At 38.5% G+C, this 19,677-nt stretch carries 19 protein-coding genes; 3 read left to right on the top strand and 16 right to left on the bottom strand.

What is annotated here, in order from left to right; all coding sequences use genetic code 11:
* Positions 1 to 161 precede the first annotated feature (161 nt).
* Positions 162 to 1,052, top strand: coding sequence for a GGDEF domain-containing protein (locus tag Q4489_RS09680; protein WP_303479588.1), 891 nt, complete (start codon positions 162 to 164; stop codon positions 1,050 to 1,052).
* 24 nt (positions 1,053 to 1,076) lie between these two features.
* Here the strand turns inward: Q4489_RS09680 and Q4489_RS09685 are convergent, their stop codons facing one another.
* From Q4489_RS09685 to Q4489_RS09760, 16 genes are all read right to left on the bottom strand, one after another.
* Positions 1,077 to 1,736 (bottom strand): hypothetical protein, encoded by a 660-nt coding sequence (locus Q4489_RS09685; RefSeq protein WP_303479589.1) that lies wholly within the window; start codon positions 1,734 to 1,736, stop codon positions 1,077 to 1,079.
* Positions 1,737 to 1,741: 5 nt separating this feature from the next.
* Positions 1,742 to 3,025 (bottom strand): DEAD/DEAH box helicase, encoded by a 1,284-nt coding sequence (locus Q4489_RS09690; protein ID WP_303479590.1) that lies wholly within the window; start codon positions 3,023 to 3,025, stop codon positions 1,742 to 1,744.
* A 97-nt stretch (positions 3,026 to 3,122) separates the two neighbouring features.
* Positions 3,123 to 4,520: a sodium:alanine symporter family protein gene (locus tag Q4489_RS09695; protein ID WP_303479592.1), complete on the bottom strand. Its 1,398-nt coding sequence runs from the start codon at positions 4,518 to 4,520 to the stop codon at positions 3,123 to 3,125.
* A 78-nt stretch (positions 4,521 to 4,598) separates the two neighbouring features.
* Entirely contained in the window at positions 4,599 to 4,898 is a 300-nt protein-coding gene (locus Q4489_RS09700) for a hypothetical protein (protein WP_303479594.1), read from the bottom strand.
* Positions 4,899 to 5,167: 269 nt separating this feature from the next.
* Positions 5,168 to 6,574, bottom strand: a complete 1,407-nt coding sequence (gene pntB / locus Q4489_RS09705) for a Re/Si-specific NAD(P)(+) transhydrogenase subunit beta (RefSeq protein WP_303479595.1) — start codon at positions 6,572 to 6,574, stop codon at positions 5,168 to 5,170.
* Between the two features lie 10 nt (positions 6,575 to 6,584).
* Positions 6,585 to 8,132, bottom strand: coding sequence for a Re/Si-specific NAD(P)(+) transhydrogenase subunit alpha (locus tag Q4489_RS09710; RefSeq protein WP_303479598.1), 1,548 nt, complete (start codon positions 8,130 to 8,132; stop codon positions 6,585 to 6,587).
* A gap of 90 nt (positions 8,133 to 8,222) precedes the next feature.
* Positions 8,223 to 9,413, bottom strand: coding sequence for an ABC transporter substrate-binding protein (locus Q4489_RS09715; RefSeq protein WP_303479601.1), 1,191 nt, complete (start codon positions 9,411 to 9,413; stop codon positions 8,223 to 8,225).
* Positions 9,414 to 9,710: 297 nt separating this feature from the next.
* Positions 9,711 to 10,214 (bottom strand): YcgN family cysteine cluster protein, encoded by a 504-nt coding sequence (locus Q4489_RS09720; RefSeq protein WP_303479604.1) that lies wholly within the window; start codon positions 10,212 to 10,214, stop codon positions 9,711 to 9,713.
* Between the two features lie 19 nt (positions 10,215 to 10,233).
* The gene (locus Q4489_RS09725; protein ID WP_303479606.1) at positions 10,234 to 11,268 is read right to left on the bottom strand and encodes a lytic transglycosylase domain-containing protein; all 1,035 of its coding nucleotides are present in this window, start codon (positions 11,266 to 11,268) and stop codon (positions 10,234 to 10,236) included.
* A 12-nt stretch (positions 11,269 to 11,280) separates the two neighbouring features.
* Positions 11,281 to 11,571, bottom strand: a complete 291-nt coding sequence (locus Q4489_RS09730; protein WP_303479608.1) for a YcgL domain-containing protein — start codon at positions 11,569 to 11,571, stop codon at positions 11,281 to 11,283.
* 59 nt (positions 11,572 to 11,630) lie between these two features.
* Positions 11,631 to 12,773: a ribonuclease D gene (gene rnd, locus Q4489_RS09735; protein ID WP_303479612.1), complete on the bottom strand. Its 1,143-nt coding sequence runs from the start codon at positions 12,771 to 12,773 to the stop codon at positions 11,631 to 11,633.
* Between the two features lie 7 nt (positions 12,774 to 12,780).
* Positions 12,781 to 13,644 (bottom strand): 23S rRNA pseudouridine(2605) synthase RluB, encoded by an 864-nt coding sequence (gene rluB, locus Q4489_RS09740; protein ID WP_303479613.1) that lies wholly within the window; start codon positions 13,642 to 13,644, stop codon positions 12,781 to 12,783.
* 42 nt (positions 13,645 to 13,686) lie between these two features.
* Entirely contained in the window at positions 13,687 to 14,304 is a 618-nt protein-coding gene (scpB, locus tag Q4489_RS09745) for an SMC-Scp complex subunit ScpB (RefSeq protein WP_303479615.1), read from the bottom strand.
* Positions 14,297 to 15,100, bottom strand: a complete 804-nt coding sequence (locus Q4489_RS09750) for a ScpA family protein (RefSeq protein WP_303479804.1) — start codon at positions 15,098 to 15,100, stop codon at positions 14,297 to 14,299. The genes scpB and Q4489_RS09750 overlap by 8 nt, the downstream gene beginning before the upstream one ends.
* A gap of 64 nt (positions 15,101 to 15,164) precedes the next feature.
* On the bottom strand, positions 15,165 to 15,785 hold the full coding sequence (locus Q4489_RS09755; protein WP_303479616.1) for an L-threonylcarbamoyladenylate synthase: 621 nt from the start codon (positions 15,783 to 15,785) through the stop codon (positions 15,165 to 15,167).
* A gap of 68 nt (positions 15,786 to 15,853) precedes the next feature.
* Entirely contained in the window at positions 15,854 to 16,714 is an 861-nt protein-coding gene (locus Q4489_RS09760; protein ID WP_303479618.1) for a PHP domain-containing protein, read from the bottom strand.
* A gap of 328 nt (positions 16,715 to 17,042) precedes the next feature.
* Between Q4489_RS09760 and aroF the strand changes: the two genes are divergently transcribed.
* Together aroF and Q4489_RS09770 are read left to right on the top strand one after the other, a co-directional pair.
* The gene (gene aroF, locus Q4489_RS09765; protein WP_303479620.1) at positions 17,043 to 18,059 is read left to right on the top strand and encodes a 3-deoxy-7-phosphoheptulonate synthase; all 1,017 of its coding nucleotides are present in this window, start codon (positions 17,043 to 17,045) and stop codon (positions 18,057 to 18,059) included.
* Positions 18,056 to 19,675: an anthranilate synthase component 1 gene (locus tag Q4489_RS09770; RefSeq protein ID WP_303479622.1), complete on the top strand. Its 1,620-nt coding sequence runs from the start codon at positions 18,056 to 18,058 to the stop codon at positions 19,673 to 19,675. The genes aroF and Q4489_RS09770 overlap by 4 nt, the downstream gene beginning before the upstream one ends.
* Positions 19,676 to 19,677: the final 2 nt, after the last annotated feature.

Raw genomic sequence — 19,677 nt, forward strand, 5'->3', positions numbered from 1 at the left:
GCGGCAACAATTGCCGTCAAGATGCCGACAAAAGCTGAATTCTTTAACAAATTGCCACCAAAAAAGTATCCAAGGGATAAACTATCATATAATAATCATAAGCTTATATATCCGGCACTTTATTTGCTTAAAGAGTTTAATTACTTTATAGAGGTGCTTTTATGCAAACGCTTAATTTGGTCAATAACGATCACATTGAATTTAACGCGTTTACGTTATTTGATACACAAGATCGTCAAAATAACTCTCGAAAATTAGCCTTAGCAGAACAACTTCAAACAAGCTTAGAAATTGATACTATTCTCAATATTTTTGCCATGGAAGCAACAAAATTTGTCGACTTTACTGGGCTTTATTTTAAGAGTGACGTTACCAGTGGTGAAATGCGTGGAAGTAAACTTGCGCGAAAAGAGCGACATTTTGAGCTTAAAATCAATAAACGTTATATCGGTACATTAACTTACGCCTTAAATAAGCCGATGCCATTAGCCTCTTATAATATGTTAAAGAACCTGCACACGTTACTCGTACACCCGCTAAATAATGCAATGCTTTACCAACAAGCACTTAGCTTAGCAATGCAAGACGGTTTGACTGGTTTAGGCAATAGACGTCATTTTGATCAACAAATTAAACGCGCAATGCATCATGCCAATAGACAAGGCACTAAAGTCGGCTTAATTGTTTGTGATTTAAATAAATTTAAAGCCGTGAACGATAACCATGGACATCATGTTGGTGATCAAGTGTTAACCCATTTTGCTCAAGCATTAATTGAAAGTGTAAGAGACTCTGAAAGTTTATTTAGATTCGGCGGTGATGAATTTGCAATAATTGTCGAAAATGCCGATGAACAAGCACTAACGATAATTGAAAGTAGATTACAACATTCAGTTAATACTGATAGCTTACTTGCAAGATATAAAGTCGGTAGCTCAATAGGCTGTGCATTAATGACAAGAGCAGACAATGAGTACTCGTTATTCGAACGTGCTGATAGTTGCCTTTATCAACAAAAACTAGCACAGCCGTGTCGCTTAAGTATTATATAATCGAATTGAAGGTGTTCTAAGCCATTAATTTGTATAATCTACACTGAGCATTCGTAATGCGGATGCTCTTTCTTGTGGTGTTGCCCCAACCTGCACACGACAGAATCTAATTGCCAAAGCAAAGTTGTCTTTTCCAACAACAGACAGCACTTGCTTTAAATAATGTTTATTTAATGAAAAATTTTCTGCATATTGATTAATCGCTTGCTCAATTGAAGGATATTCAACACCGTCAAAGCAGAAAGGCTGCGTTATAAACGCAGATGAAGAGTCAAGCGTATTTCCGTTGATTTCTATTGGCCAGCCTGAAAAATTTACTCTATCACGTGCTATTTCATACATCATCCAGGCACTTTTTTGAAAAGAAGCAAAATTACCCTGTTCAAAACCACTTTCTTCTAGCGATTTTTTTGTCCAATTAATGCCAATAGCGAGATGTTTTTTATAATGGTTTATTAGCGCTTTTTTTACTACAAACCTGACCTGCCATATATTATCTTCATGCGCAGCATTTGCCCAACGCAAACATTCGGCACAAGTATAAATGCTCATCGGAGGATGAACACAATCAGGTATATAATTACTGTGTTGTGGAAAAGAAAATGTTTTATTTGTTGGTTCTCCACAGAACCAACAAATAAAACGATAAGCAAATGGGGTTTCAGTAATTAAGTGATTTACCATAACGCTTATTTACGTTTCTTTTTAACCTTAGTGTTGGCTTTACTGGTTACGCTTTGTTTTTTCTTAATCAACTGATTTTTATCACGCGTTGATTGGTAGCGGTTTTTACTCGCTGGCTTTGTTTTATTGGTTGATGGTTGTTTACTTTCTTTGATCGGATCAAACTCGTAGCCAGCGAGTACAACATGTTCAAACTTTCGGTTAATTAACGTTTCTATATTTCCAAGGAACTTCTCATCTTTAGGGCTCACTAAAGAAACAGCAGTGCCCGTTTTACCTGCACGCCCTGTGCGACCAATGCGATGCACGTAATCTTCTGCTAAAAACGGTAAATGGAAATTGACAACATAAGGAAGATCAGGAATATCTAAGCCTCGAGCGGCCACATCCGTTGCAACTAATACCCTCACTTCACCTGAAGTAAATTGCGCTAGCGCTTTATTACGTGCACCTTGCGATTTTTCACCATGGCACAAGCTGGCTTTAATGCCATCTAGTTTTAATTCTTTCGCCAGTTGATTCGCGCTTTCTCTGGTACCAGCAAAAACTAACACTTGTTGCCAATTATTCACACCAATTAATTCAGACAATAATTCTCGCTTTCGTGCCTCACTGACGCGGTAAACAAACTGTTTTACTTTACCTGATGTGGTATTTTGTTTCGCAACTTCTATCATTTTCGGGTGAGTTAGCATTTGCTTTGCTAATGTTTTCACCTTTTCAGAAAATGTCGCTGAAAATAGCATGGTTTGTGGTGACACCTTAATACCTTCACGAATACGTTCAATATCCGTTAAAAATCCCATATCTAACATGCGATCGGCTTCATCAAGTACTAAATGTTTCACTTGAGATAATGACACATTACGTAACGCTAAGTGCTCTAATAAGCGACCTGGGGTTGCTACTAAAATATCAAGCCCTGCTTTTAACATGTTTGCTTGACTTGCCATTTTCCCACCACCAAAAATAACACCAGATTTAAGTGACAAAAACTGACTGTACTGTTCGATATTGGTCGCTACTTGCATAGCAAGCTCTCGGGTAGGCGTTAGTATAACTGCACGTAAAGACGCTTGTTCATTCGTTTGGTATTGGGCTAATAAATCAAGAATGGGTAAGGTAAATGCTGCAGTTTTGCCGGTACCTGTTTGTGCACTTGCTAAAACATCATGCCCCGCTCGAATAGCTGGTATAGCGTTTTGTTGTATCGGCGTTAGCGTTTTATAACCACACACTTTAACCGCTTTCAATAAGTCTGCTGATAAGCCAATTGCATCTACACTCACGATATTCACCTTAAACCTAAAAAATCGCGCGAAGTATAACAAGTTTCAATGTTGTTGTAGTACTTTTATCACGCGATTTGTCATTTAAGCGGGAGCGTTACCAAACTTTTGGTGTTAATTTAAATTTTTCTTTCTCTGCTTCATTAGGTTGATAACTTGGCAACACATTATTTTTCATTTGTTGGTGATAATCTTTCGTCACATGAATAATAACTTTAGAAAGTAAAAACAGTGCTATCACATTGATTATCGTCATTACACCGGTTGATAAATCTGCCAGTGCAATCACTTGAGGTAAACTAGCAACTGAGCCAAAAATTAACATGAATAAAAAGCCAATACGTAAAAACCAGTGACCTAATAGTGTATCTAATCTTAAATATTTTAAATTTGTTTCTGCATAAGCAAAGCTGGCAATGATCGACGTAAAACCAAAAAATAAAATCGCGATGGTTATAAAGTCACTTCCCCATGCTCCCACTTGAGAAGCTAATGCTTGCTGAGTAAGTTGTATGCCTTGAATTCCTTGCTCGGTATTGTCAAATAATAAAATTAAGCAAGCCGTACAAGTACAAATAATAATGGTATCAAAAAATACCGCTAACATCTGAATATATCCCTGTGAAGCTGGGTGTGCTGGGTATGTTGTTGCGGCGGCAGCCACATTCGGAGCGCTACCCATACCTGCTTCATTTGAATACAACCCTCTTTTAACCCCTTGCACTATCGCAGCACCAACAAGACCACCGCCCGCTTGTTCTAGGCCAAGCGCAGACTTAACAATAAGTGCAAATATGCCAGGTAAATGCTCAGCATTCATCCCCATGACGACTAAACAAATAAGTAAATACGCTACGCCCATAAAAGGTACGATGATTTCAGAAAAACGAGCAATATTTTTTAAGCCCCCCATCACAACCCAAGCGGTGAGTATGGCTATAAAGATCCCTGTATAGATTGGTTCCACCCCAAAAGAGCCAGAAAAGGCATCAGTGATAGAGTTCGCTTGAACTGAACTAAAAACAAAGCCATAACCAAAAAATAAACACAATGAAAAGGTGATTGCTAAGAACTTACTGTTTAGCCCTTTACGCATATAATAAGCTGGCCCACCGCGAAAATTACCATTTGCATCTTTCTCTTTATATAACTGACCAAGTAAACTTTCTGCAAACGCTGTTGCCATACCAACAAAGGCAATGACCCACATCCAAAAAACAGCACCAGCGCCACCTAAAGATATGGCCACAGCCACGCCCATTAAGTTTCCCGTTCCTACTCGAGCGGCTAAAGATGTACATAAGGCTTGAAAAGATGAAATACCATGTTGACTTTTTTGTCGGCTAAAACGTAATAAAGTAAACATATGAAAGAAGTGACGAAGCTGAATAAATTTCAGCCGAATTGAGAACCAAACACCACACCCTGTTAAAAGGTAAATTAGAATACTGCCCCATAAATAGCCATTAATTTGGCCCACTGCATCAAAAATCACACGATCACTCTATTTTTTTATTTTCATTAGGATATCAAAGAATGTGTTGGTTTATTAGTTTCAATCCAAAAAATTAATTCAGTTGATAGTATTTTTTATGAATACGCCTGCCATAAAACCAGTAGCATAACCAATAAATTGTCCTGACAGCAGCAACAACATTTTTATTTTATAGCTAAGCTCTTCCGTAAAAAGGTTCAGTGCAAACATTCTGGGGGCTAAAAGCACTTGATAGCCGAACAAATATAGATCGGCAAAGTAAAAATGTAACAGATGAAATACAAGTGCAATAGCAATGCCAAAGATACCAATAATGGTTGTGAGTTGGTAATGAGATAAACGGGTCAATTCAGTAATATTAACTGTCCTCTTTATCACTTTTCATTGGCATATCGTTACACAACGTACATGACTTTCCTTGGCGCACGTAATACAAACGCGTGCTAATAAACACCAAGGTAGAAAGTAAAGACCATTCTAAAGCGAAGATGATTCCATCGATAACTTTGTGGCCTTTAATACATTCAGAAATGAATAATAATAAAAATACTGCGACGTATACTAAGCAAGCTCGTTTCAGCCAAAATTTAACACCCACGTTCTATGCTCCCTCTGGTTTAGTGACACCTATCACGAGAAATATATTTTTATTTTACCGCCGAAATAATGTTATTCACTGACTCTTTTGCATCCCCAAATAACATTTTCGTATTATCTTTAAAAAACAGTGGATTTTGTACTCCCGCATAACCGGTATTCATTGAACGTTTAAAAACAATAACATTTTTAGCGTGCCATACCTCTAACACGGGCATGCCAGCAATTGGGCTATTAGGATCTTCTGCTGCAGCAGGGTTTACTGTGTCGTTAGCACCAATGACCAATACTACATCGGTATGCTGAAAATCTTGATTAATTTCATCCATACCTAACACAATATCATATGGTACTTTTGCTTCAGCAAGTAATACATTCATATGACCAGGTAGGCGTCCAGCAACCGGATGAATAGCAAATCTAACCTCGACACCTTTAGCTTGTAGTTGTCGAGTAAGCTCATAAACAGGATATTGCGCTTGTGCGACCGCCATGCCATAGCCAGGGGTAATAATCACTGTTTTTGCATCGGATAATAAACTTGCTACTTCCGCTGCCTCTGTTTCACAATAACTACCATAATCTTTATCCTGATCAACCACCACTTCTGTACCAAAGCCCCCCGCAATTACACTGATAAATGAGCGATTCATCGCTTTGCACATAATGTAGGATAAAATCGCCCCGGAAGAGCCAACCAATGCACCCGTTATAATCAGTAAATCGTTACTTAGCATAAAACCAGCTGCCGCTGCCGCCCAACCAGAGTACGAATTTAACATAGACACAACCACTGGCATATCTGCACCACCAATAGACGCGACTAAATGCCAACCAAACAGTAAGGCTATTGCCGTCATTACATATAAAGTAAAATCACCTCCTCCCTGTTTGACGAAAGTGATCATTAAAAAGGTACAAATAATACCCGCGGCTAAATTCATTTTATGTCGATGAGGCAACATTAACGCGGATGAATTAATAAGACCTCTTAGTTTACCAAAAGCAACGATAGAGCCAGTAAAAGTAACGGCACCGATAAAGACCCCAAGAAATATTTCAGTTAAATGAATATTGACACTGATAATTTGTGTGTCAGTTAACACTTGCAGTAAATGGTGATCCATTGCGAAGTAGCTATTAAAGCCCACTAATACCGCGGCTAAACCTACAAAACTATGTAAGATAGCGACAAGTTCAGGCATTTGTGTCATTTCAACCTGTTTAGCTAATTTTAAACCAATGACACTACCTATTATCATGGCTACAATAATGATCAGCACATTATCAACGCGTGGATCTGCTAATGTCGCAAGCAGAGCAATCGCCATACCTGCCATACCAAAATAATTACCTGATTGCGCCGTTTCTTGTTTGCTCAATCCTGATAGACTCAAAATAAATAATAATGCCGCAATTAAATAAGCAGCTCCAATTAACCCGTAAGATAATTCCATGAGCTGTTCCTTATTTTCTAAACATTTTTAACATGCGTTTAGTGACAAAAAAGCCACCGACAATATTAATGGTGGCGATAAGAATTGCGATCCCTGCGAGTACTTGAACGATTATATTTTCAGAACCGACCTGCAATAATGCGCCAACAATAATGATGCCCGATATCGCATTCGTTACACTCATTAAAGGAGTATGCAATGCATGTGTTACATTCCAAACAACGTAATAACCGATAATGCAAGCCAGCACAAAAACAGTAAAGTGCGCGAGAAAGTCACTTGGAGCAACGCTTGCAATCCAAGCAAATAGTAATGATCCGCCAATGGCAAAACCCAGTTTATTTACAGGTGAAGCTGCAACGTCAGTATTTTCTTGTGATTTTTCATCGTGACCTGGGCTTGTTCTAACAGGTTTAACTGGCGTAGCACTAATTTTTATTTCCGGCGGTGGAAACATAATTTCATCACCTTGAACAACAAGCATGTTCCGAATTACTTGATCTTCAATATCTAGTGATATCTCACCATTGTTTTCTTTGCACAATAATTTGAGTAAGTTAACCACGTTATTCGCATAAAGCTGAGAAGATTGATTAGGTAACCGTGACACTAAGTCAGTATAACCAATAATAGTAACTCCATGCTTGTTAATCACTTTTCCTGCTGTCGTAAGTTCACAGTTACCGCCACCTGCTGCAGCTAAATCAACAATAACGGAACCTGGTTTCATTGATTTAATCATTGACTCAGTGATGAGCGTTGGAGATTTTTTACCGGGGATCATTGCGGTAGTAATAATAATATCGACATCTTTCGCTTGTTCAGCAAACAACGCCATTTCAGCATCAATAAATGCTTTGCTCATTTCTTTAGCATAACCATCGGTCGATGCCAACGAATCTTCTTCTTGGTAATCGAGTACTAAAAACTCGGCGCCCATACTTTCAATTTGCTCTTGAACTTCTGGGCGGGTATCAAAGGCACGAACGATAGCACCTAAACTGCCGGCGGTACCGATCGCTGCAAGTCCAGCGACACCAGCACCAATAATTAATATTTTCGCTGGTGGTAAATTACCCGCTGCGGTTATTTGCCCCGTTAAAAAACGACCAAACGCATTAGTTGCTTCAATTACTGCTCTATATCCGGCAATGTTTGCCATTGAACTTAACGCATCAAGCGATTGAGACCGAGTCATTCTTGGCACCATATCCATCGCTAATGTGGTAATTGACTTCTCTTTTAAGCGCTTTAGTAGATCAGGTGATTGTGCAGGAGAAATAAAACTGATAAGTGTTGCGCCATCATTAATTTGTTCAATTTCGTCAAAGGTAGGTGCGTTTACTTTTAACAACAAATCGCCTTGCCAACACTTCTTTTTTGGCACGATTTCAGCGCCAGCATCAATATAAGCTTGTTCTTCAAAGCTGGCCTTTGTACCTGCTCCTTTTTGAACGTAAACAGTGAATCCTAATTTAATTAATGCGGAAACACTTGTTGGAGAGGCTGCCACACGACTTTCACCTCGTAATGACTCTTTAACAACACCAATGATCATAAATAGGCCTTAGTTAATTATTGTTCTTTTGTTAAATAATTAACCGTTTATTGATTACAATTCAAGCTATTTAAATAATTTAGTCTGTAATTATTGTTGTTCTTTTTGTTGAAGGCGAAACGCTTCTAATGATTCTGTCACTTTTTTAATGTTTTGATGTTTAAGAAAGTCCGCCATAGTACGCTTACTAAACTCTGCCATTTCAAAAGACATTTCACGATCTAAAAATTGAAAAATTTGATCTGCACTATGTATGTCATCCACTAGTGCAGAGTGATTATTTTCGGTGGAAAGTATCGGGGAAATTGTTTGCATGGCATCATTCAACATCTTTTGAGTATTATATTGACTGAAAAAAGCCATCAAGGTTTTACTTGCAGGTTTAAGTTTCCCCTTTTGCGTTAGTGCTATTGCTGACATAGGTGCCAAAATACTATTATCTTTATATTTCCCTACTTGAGGGAAAGAAAATGACGCAATATCGTCTTGTACATATTTAGGTAATCCACTTAATGAAATACTGCCGCTCAGGTTTACACCAACAATTTCACGATAAACCAAAGGCATGATTTCTTCACCGTTATATAGGTGGTGATTATCATTAAATAAATCTTGATCTAATAACTGCTTCCAATGTGTAAATACTGACACAACTTCAGGAGATGTGAAAGCTAGGTTGCCTGAAACAAGCGCTTTATAGTGTTTCGCCCCATTGATGCGTAACATTAAATAGTCAAACCATGCGACTACCTGCCAAGGTGGTTCAGAACCAAGCCCGATTGGCTTTATGTTGTGCGATTTTAATGTACTAGCCATACTCATGAAGTCTTGCCAATTCGTTGGCGATGTTAAGCCAAACTTTTCAAAGACACTTTTTTTATAAAACACTTCCCAAACATACATGCTAAAGGGTACTGCATACACTTTATCTTGAATACTGACTTGTTCTATAGTGGCATCACTAAAAACTGCATGCAGATTATTGTTATACCAAAATTCATCAATTGATGTGACATACTGCTCTTTCACTAATTGTTTTAATCGGTTGCCCGAATACCAATTTAATACATCAACATTATTGGCAACTTTTTTATAGTTAGTTAATAACTCAGGATAGTTTTCTCCATGAAGCATACGTAAACGCACTTTTATTTGGGGGTTAAGGCGTTCAAATAATGAAATCTGCTGTCGTAATACAACTTCTTGCTGATCAGAATGGGTTAAAGCTGCGAAGTTAATAATATTGTTTTCAGCTTGGGAAGAGCCTGCTATTGCAAGCATAATAAGACAAACTAAAGATCTTACATACTGAATATCAAACAAATAGAACATGTTTCACGGCAAGATGTAAACAAAAAGTTAACTTCATCTTAATAAAGATGAATTATAATGCAACCTATTATTTTTAAAAGGTAATTTTTATCTGCTTGTTTCGCTATAATATCGTTACCGATAAAAGCTGCTGAGCACTATTTATCGTGTTTCATAGAAGGTAGTTAAAAATTTAATCGCGTTTATTTTTTCGATGTGATTTTTTCAGCTCTACCTTATAGAAAGCATAACAATATCATGTGTTTTCTAGTCAAGATCTGCTAGCGGCCAAGTGACGATATAGTCATCAAAAAACTCTACATCCACCTCATTGTCTTTAATAACTTTTCCACGCACCGACATACCCGCTTTATGCATGGCTGCCTTTTTCCCTTTATGAAGTAATGGATGCCATGATGGTATACCGCGCCCTTCTTTAAGCCTACGATAAGTACAACTAGGCGGCATAAAGAATACGTCATCAAGATTATCTTGAGTTAACTGTACACAATCTGGCACTAACGTTGTTCTTTTCGCGTATTGCGTGCATTGGCATGTTTTATCGTTTAGCAAATGACAAGCAATATTGGCATAAACCATTTGCTCGCCATCTGCGATATAATCAGTAGGCTGTAACTCAGTTGTTTCTGTGGTGTTTTCATCATCGATAAATTTATGCAAACAACATTTCGCACAACCATCACACAACGATTCCCACTCTTGACGTGTCATTTCACTCAGTGATTTGGTTTGCCAAAAAGGTAATGTCAAAATAGTAAACCTCTAGAAACTATTGAATAGGTGGAAATTTGATACGATCAGATAAATGCCCTACCGAACTTACGAAATAATACGATAAATTCCAATGCATTAAACTTTTATAATTGTTATAAGCTAAATAAACACGGCCGTTTTTATCATCAGGGAACACCAACGCCGCTGTTATATCTACGTTAGGTAAATCGGTACCATCAGTGCGTCTAACACCTAAAGCTTGCCATTTTGCCATAGGCTTTTCTTGTTTCGCCCAAGCTTTTAACCAATTTGAGCGACCGCCAGTGTTTTTAGGGATAGCCAAGCTATAATCAAACCCTTCAGGTAATAATACCTGCCTTCCCCATGTGTAATTCCCGTTCCAGCCTTCTTGAACAAGATAGTTTGCCATAGAAGCAAACACATCTGCTTTATTACCCCAAATATCTTTTTTACCATCGCCGTCACCGTCAACAGCATAGGCTAAAAACGAACTAGGCATAAATTGGTTTTGCCCCATAGCGCCAGCCCAAGAACCTTTCATGTTTTCAGCTTCAATATGCCCTTGTTGCAATATTGTCATGGCCGCCCATAGCTCTTTTTTAAAGAAAGCTTCTCTGCGGCCTTCAAATGCAAGCGTACTTAGTGCCGAAATAACATTATAATTCCCCATTATTTTACCGAAGTTAGTCTCTAACCCCCACAGTGCAACAATAAATCTTGGCTGAACACCATATTGTTCATTTATTTTTCTTAATATGGTTTCATTTTCTTTATATAATGCTCGGGCTTTATTGACTTTCCAGTCTGGCACACGTTTCGGTAAGTAAGTATCTAATGTTTCAACTTTCTCTGGTTGGCTTCTATCAGCTTTGACTGCCCGTTTATGAAAAGTAACGTTGGCAAAACTTTTTTCAACAAGTTGTGCAGAAAAGCCCTTTTGTTGCGCTTCTGCCTTTAATAACTCAACATATTTTGCAAAGTTACTTTCGGTTAATTCTTTTGCCGTTGTTACAGCACTAAAAATAGTGAATGCAATGGTTAAAAAGTAATAATAGCTTTTATTTTTCATGGGTAATAACACTTATGAATCTTCGTTTAACGTATCTAATTTACTTGCTTTGTGCTCTGCAAGTAAGTCTTCTTTCGGCGGTGGTAACTGTAAATAATAGCCTTGTTCAGTTAAACTATCTCTCACTTTGTTAATGTCAGCAAAGCCTAATTTAATTTTTGTTTTTAGATTAACAACCGTGACTAACTCTGGCTTACCAAACACCTGCAAAAGTGTTTCAGGTACCTGTGAAAAATCATCACGCTGTTTAATAAATAAATATGTCTGTTCTTTTTTCGCGCTTTTATATACAGCCGTTAACATAATAAACCCTAAATTGTGTATTTGATGGTAACTACCGACAGTCCGTATTACTCTATTAACTATAACGGTAATGAACTAAATTGATTTTTCGCATGTTGCAGTAAATCTTCACCGAATAGCTCACCGCGCCATGACTGTAGAATATCTATATCAGCCGTTGATGAAGACAACCCGTAGTACCAAGATAACAATTGATTTATTTGTTTTTTTGACGCCAAATTCTCTACGGGAAGTTGATGTTCTACGGCAACAGACGAAACAAAGTTTTTCACTTTTTTGTATAACTGTTTATAACCGGCACATTGATCTAAACGTTTTATTTTTTCAGGATAATCTTCATCGCTCACCCTGCTAGCTTCTTGTAACACCCTTAGCATTTGTTTACCTTTATGGCGAATGTCTAAGGTATCTACGCCATCAATAGTTAGCATAGCACTCATGCTTTTTGGTGCGTATTGAGACAAGCCCATTAGTGTATTATCTTTTGCCACAAAGCTTAGCGGTAAATCTCGTTTCAATGCTTGTTGATAACGCCAACGTGCTAAATATTTAAGGTTATTAAGCTGTTTACTCGTCAACCGCCAACTCGTTTTAACATTTTTGTACAAACTATTTTCATCGATTGTTTGTTGCTTTTTAACGATAAGCTGCGCTGATTCAATTTTTGCCGCATTTAACCACGTGGTTTTTTCAATGTCAGCGATTAATAAAGGGTATAACGTTATTAAATGTGTAACATCAGCACTTGCATAGACTAATTGACTGTCAGTTAACGGCCGCTTTATCCAATCAGTTCGAGAGTCTGATTTATCAAGTTCAATATTAAGATAATGCTTCACCATAGCGGCATATCCAACGGATAATCCATGGCCAAGAAAACTCATGACAATTTGGCTATCAATAACATTCTGTGGCGAACAATTCCCTTGATTAACAAATATTTCAACATCTTCAGAACAAGCATGAAGCACTTTTGTAACCTTTGGGTTTTCTAGAAGTTGCCAAACTGGCGATAAATCTTCGACCGATAAAGGGTCAATTAGCGCAACGACTTCACCATCACATAATTGCAGTAAGCCTAATTTAGGAAAATACGTTCGTGTACGAACAAATTCAGTATCAATTGCCACCACATCTTTTGTCGAAAAGCGAAGGCATAGCTCATTTAATGCTTGTTGTTCAGTTATAAAAAGTTCTACCACAATAAACCTAACTTCTTCGTCGTCTTGTTTTTTGTAAACTACGATGTTGATGTTTTTTTACACTTCGACGAATACGTCGTGCTTTTGCGTTATCAATTGCTTTTTCATCAACTTTTACTTTCGACTTTCGCTCAATAGGTAACTCAACCAGTTGACGATAATAGTTAACGTCTTTTAATGACAACTCAGTCCAACCACCTGATGGCAATTGACGTTGTAATTCAAGATCGCCATACCTTACACGAATAAGTCTGCTCACTTGTACGTCTTGGCTTTCCCATAATCGTCTAACTTCTCGGTTGCGCCCTTCTGAAATCACTACATGAAACCAATGATTTCGACCTTCGCCACCACGATAATATATTTCTTGGAATTTTGCAGGACCATCTTCAAGTTTCACGCCGTTTTTCAACCGCTGCAACATCGCATCATCTACTTCACCAAACACGCGAACCGCGTATTCACGTTCAACTTTCCGTGATGGATGCATTAATCGATTGGCTAAGTCGCCGTCTGTGGTAAATAACAACATACCTGAGGTATTAATATCTAAACGACCAACGGCTATCCAACGTGAAGACTCTAAGGGTGGTAATCGATCAAACACAGTAGGTCTGCCTTCGGGGTCTTTGCGCGTACACATTTCACCTTCCGGTTTGTTATACATTAAGACACGGCAAATCTCTTCTTCTGATTGCTGAATGCTAACGTTATGACCATCAAGGCGAATTTGTTCATTGCCTTCAACACGGTCACCCAGTTTTGCAACTTTACCGTCAACACTTACTCGGCCTGCACTGATCATTGTTTCCAATTCTCGGCGAGACCCCTTACCTGCTCTAGCAAGTACTTTTTGTAGTTTTTCTGACATCGTTTTATTTCCCGGCAGTAACAGCACAATATTGATGTATTGTTAAGTCTCTGTCTCTTTTGTCAGTGTATCATGAGAATGCATTATATCTTGTATCCCCGCTCGGTTGATAGCAGAATCTGCGATCGGTAGTAAATCAGGTAACTGTTCTAGCGAACTTAATGAAAAATAATCTAAAAATTGTTTCGTTGTTGCATAAAGTGAAGGCTTACCTGGTACCTCTTTTTGGCCAACAACAGTTATCCATTCTCTTTCAGTTAACGTTCTAATAATTTGGCTACTTACCGCTACGCCACGAACTTGTTCAATTTCTGCACGTGTAATAGGTTGTCGGTAAGCGATTAAGGCGATAGTTTCTAATAATGCCCTAGAATATTTGTTCGGTTTGCTTTGAGCAACTTGGGCTATTTTTTCACTGAGTTCAAGTGGGACTTGGAAGCGATAACCGGAAGCAACTTCTATTAAATGTACGCCTCTTTGCGCATAATCATGCTGTAACTCATTCAAAATATCCTTAACAACTTTATTCGTTATATGTAAATCAGCGAGCGTATGGTTTTGAAGCCATTTAAGCGATAATGGTTTATCTGCCGTGAATAAAGCTGCTTCAATTAAGCATTTAAGTTGCGAATGTGACATGAGGTAAGTTGCATCATTCATCTTTTACCTCCTGTAACCTTATGTAAATAACGCCAAATTGCTGTGATTGCTGACATTCAATTCGTTGCATTTTTAATAACTCTAAAATGGCAAGAAAAGTCACCAACACCCCTTGTCGTCCTTCATCAAACTGAAAAAGCTGTTCAAAGGGTGTAAAACCAGAGGTATTGTTTTTCTCGAGCGCCGATAAAATCATTGTCATTCGTTCTCGGGTAGATAACACTTCTTTAGTAATTTGATGATGTTCAAATGCTTGGCTTCGTGCTAATACTCCCTGTAGCGCTTGTACTAGTTCTTCCCAAGCAATTTGTGGCAATGCAGTTTCAATATCAATATCTGACGAGAGGCTTGCTTTTGCACAGAAGTAATCGCGATCAAGGCGAGGAAGCTGATCAATAGATTCCGCTGCGTGTTTAATCACTTCGTATTCTTTTAACCGCTTAATTAACTCGGCACGGGGGTCGTGTTCTTCGTCTTCAATAGGTTGTTTAGGCAATAACAATTTTGATTTTATTTCAGCAAGAATAGAAGCCATCACAAGGTATTCAGCTGCTAGCTCCATATTAAGTTCTTCCATCAGTGCAACATAACGCATGTATTGCGTAGTAATGGGCGCAATAGGTAAGTCAAGAATATCTAATTTTTGTTTTTTGATCAGATACAGCAGTAAATCAAGTGGTCCTTCAAAAGACTCTAAAATAACTTCTAATGCATTTGGCGGAATAAATAAGTCTTGCGGTTTTTCAATGATCGCTTCACCACGAATAAGCGCAAACGGCAAGACTTGTTGCTGCATTTCACCTGCTGAATGTGTTGAATCAACCAAGTTACCACCTTACCTGCTGAGGGCTAAACATAGATTATTCAAAAGGCGTAGGGTCACCTTCACCGACACGAATAATTTGCCCATCTCCTTCGGAAAAATCAACCACTGTTGTTGGATGCTCACCTAAATGTCCACCATGAATTATCAAATCTACTTGATGCTCTAACTTATCCCTGATTTCCTCTGGGTCAAATTCAGCCATTGAATTACCCGGCATAATTAAACTAGTGGACATAATGGGCTCTTCTAACGCGCTCAATAATTCTTGTACGATTGCGCTGTTCGGTACCCTTATACCGATTGTCCGTTTTTTCGGATTCATTAATCGTTTAGGTACTTCTTTGCTCGCCTTAAAAATGAAGGTATATGGGCCTGGGGTATTATTTTTCAAAAGTCTAAATGCCGTATTATCAACTCTTGCGTATTCAGACAATTCAGATAAATCTTTACAGACTAAGGTAAAATTATGCTCTTTATTGATATCGCGAATACGACATATTTTATCAAGGGCTTTTTTATCGCCAATATGACATCCCAAGGCATAGCCAGAGTCCGTGGGATATACAATTACGCCACCTTGGTGAATAATTTCAGCCGCTTGCTTCATTAAACGCCCTTGTGGGTTATCAGGGTGTACATAAAAAAATTGACTCATATCGTGTTCCTTATAATTTGCGCTACTACAAAAGCCACCAACACCGATAAAACGTTATTCATACATACTTACCAAGCTTGCCAAATCGGCGTTGCTTGTTCCGGAAGCACTAAATTTTTACCAAGATCAGCCCATTTAGTTGGATAATGAAAGTCTGACCCTAACGATGCAAGTAAATCATACTCCAAACAAAAGCTTAGCATTAATTTACGTTGTTCGTTATTCATTTGAGGTAAAACTATCTCTAAGCCATCACCACCACAAGATTTAAATGTAACGACTAATCGCCTAAGCCATTTTGTAGTCATGTCATAACGAATAGGATGGGCTATAACTGCGGTGCCGCCAGCTAGGTGAATGGCCTCAACTGCGGTTTCAATAGAACACCACTGAGGCTTCACATATGCTCGCTTACCTTTCCCTAAATATTTATCAAATGCAGCTTGCATGTGGTTAACATGACCTTGATTTAATAAGACCTTTGCAAAATGCGCACGGGTTATTGTTCCCTCGCCGGCAAGCGTTTTAGCCTGCTGATAAATATTATCAAATCCGCACTTTTCCAGTTTCTCGCCAATGCATGTTGCACGTAACTCTCTTGCTTGCTGCTGTGACTGAATCAATGACGCTAAAGCTGGGTGATCTGCTTTAATATTTAAGCCGACAATATGAATTTCGAAATTATGCCAACGGGTTGAAATTTCAATACCATCAATAATTGTTAATGGATAATTTTTTTCTTGAATATAACCTTTAGCAATATCAAGCGCAGCTACGGTATCGTGATCAGTGATGGCTAACACATCAATTTGAAAGTTAACCGCTCTGTCTATCAGCTCTGCAGGCGAAAGGCCGCCATCAGAACATGTTGTATGACTGTGTAAGTCAACACGTTTCGTGGAAAAGCTTGCTAAATTTTCGGTTGACATCAGGGTCATAATAAGGTTTTCTATAGGGGATTTAGGCAGACGCATTGTAAATGGGAATTGGCTATTAGCCAATAAAAAAAAATGAAAACAACATATCCTTTAACAACAAATCTTTGGTGGTGGCATAACTCTACATAAGTGGGTTGTGAACGTTTGCTGTATTTGCTAGAAATTCAAGATAACCCGCATAGTGCTACTACGCGGGTTTTTTATTTTAACTTTTTAAAGAGAAAAAACATGTTAACAACAAAAGTGAAAAGCTGGTTTATCTGGTGGCTTCAGCCAATTTACGCCGGATGACACATAAACAGATAAATTAGGAATTACCATGATTATTGTATTAAAACCCCAAGCATCAGAAAAAGATGCAAATGAGATATTAGCAAAAATAGCAAGCCTTGGACTCAAACCATTATATATGCCTGGTATTGAGCGAACCGTTTTAGGGGCATTAGGTGATGAGCGTGTATTAGCACAACTTCATTTAGATGCTTATCCAATGGTTGACGAAATAAAGCCCGTATTAAGTCCATATAAACTCGTTAGCCGAGAGTTACAATCTCACGACTCTATCGTATCCATCGGTGGCATTAAAGTAGGTGGTGGTGCATTCACCGTCATTGCTGGCCCTTGTTCGGTAGAAAGTGAAGAGCAACTTTTTAGTGTTAGTGAGATGATAGCAAAACAAGGCATCACTTTATTAAGAGGTGGCGCATTTAAACCTCGCACCAGCCCGTATTCTTTCCAAGGCTTAGGGTTAGAAGGACTAGAACTTTTAAAGGCTGCTCGAGATAAATATCAATTAAATATTGTCTCTGAGATCATCGACCCAAATGATGCCGAATTAATGCACGATTATATTGATTGTTATCAAATTGGCGCTCGAAATATGCAAAATTTTCGTTTACTGGAAGCTGTAGGTAAACACTCCGATAAAGCAGTATTATTAAAACGTGGCATGAGCGCAACTATCGAAGAGCTTTTACTCGCTGCTGAATACATTATTAATGCTGGCAACCCCAATGTTATTTTATGCGAACGTGGCATTCGCACTTTCGAAACAGCAACACGAAATACCTTAGATTTAAATGCAGTCGCCTATTTAAAAGAAAAATCTCATTTACCGGTATTGGTTGACCCTTCTCATGGAACAGGTGTTAAATCATTGATCAATCCACTTTCTCGAGCGGCTGTAGCAGTGGGTGCCGACGGTATTATTGTTGAAACGCATTTAAAGCCGACTGAAGCTTTATCTGACGGACACCAAGCACTTAACGCTGACGATTTTGCCACCTTAATGGCCGATATCAAACCATTCATTAAAGCTGCAGGTAAATCGATATGAATGCCCTATTCACTCAACACAATGATGATACCTTCGGCTTCGTAACAACTTTGTCAGGTAAAGCCAAGTATCAACCTGATCCACTGACGCTTTTTAAGAAACTATGTGGTGCCAAAAAGAACAACTTATTATTAGAATCCGCAGAAATAGACAAAAAACACCAATTAAAAAGCTTATTATTAGTCGATGCTGCGGTAAAAATTGTTTGCAATAACAATACCGTGACTTTTACTCCATTGACCCTTAATGGCGCAGCAGCTATTGCCTTTGCTAAAGAAAACTTGGCTCAGCAAGCAACATTAACAGAAGAAAACGGTGTTATTAAAGCAACATTTCCAGAGGCTGATCAACAACTTGATGAAAAATCTCGTTTATTGGCCGATAACGCCTTTCAAGCATTAAGACAATTCAAGCGCTTCGATAATAAAAACCACCACCCTTTTGCCGTTTTTTTAGCAGGGGCATTTGCCTTTGATATGATCACAATGTCAGAGACGTTACCCGTCGTTGAAGGTGGTGAAAACACCTGCCCTGATTTTGTCTTTTATCTTGCAGAAACTCTCGTGGTTATCGATCATGAAAGACGTTCTAGTGAAGTTATTGGTAATGTTTTCTCTGGCCCAGATCAGCAAAAATGTCACTTTGAAATTGCTCGTCGTTTATCTGATATCAAAGCACTTGTTGAATCAGATATCGCAGCGCCTCAAACACAGGTAAAATCTGCACAGCCATTAACTGTTTTAACCGATGTTAGTGACGAAGAATTTTGTCATACAGTAAGCACGTTAAAAGAACATATTTGTGCTGGTGATATATTTCAAGTGGTACCTTCTCGTACTTTTAGTTTACCTTGTTCAGACACTTTCAATGCTTACCTATGTTTACGAGAAAGCAACCCAAGCCCTTACATGTTTTACTTACAAGACGATGACTTTTGCATGTTTGGCGCCTCACCAGAGTCTGCGATTAAGTATCAACAACACAACAGACAAGTTGAAATTTATCCTATTGCCGGTACAAGGCCTCGTGGTTTTAATGCCGACGGTAGCTTTTCACCCGATCTTGATTGCCGCATTGAATTAGCCTTAAGACAAGATCAAAAAGAATTAGCAGAACACATTATGCTAGTAGATTTAGCTAGAAATGATGTTGCACGTGTATGTAAACCCGGTACTAGACACGTGGCAGATTTGTTAAAAACTGATAGATACTCCCATGTGATGCACTTAGTATCTCGTGTGTGCGGCACGCTTTTGGATGAGTTAGATGCCTTACATGCCTATCAAGCTTGTATGAATATGGGCACATTATCTGGCGCTCCGAAAGTTAGCGCAACCTCGTTAATTAGGCAAAACGAAGGTAAACGACGAGGCAGTTATGGCGGCGCTGTTGGCTACCTTACCGGTGAAGGTGATATGGATACTTGTATCGTGATTCGCAGTGCATTTGTAAAAGACAATATCGCCTATATTCAAGCGGGTGCGGGTGTTGTATATGACTCAAACCCACAAGCTGAAGCTGATGAAACGCGACAAAAAGCACAAGCGGTAATCAATGCCATTCAAAAAGCAGCAACGTTAATAAACGTGTCGTCATCACAGGAGAGTGGATCATGAGT

This window comes from Thalassotalea sp. 1_MG-2023 (assembly GCF_030546745.1).
Taxonomy (GTDB): domain Bacteria; phylum Pseudomonadota; class Gammaproteobacteria; order Enterobacterales; family Alteromonadaceae; genus Thalassotalea_C.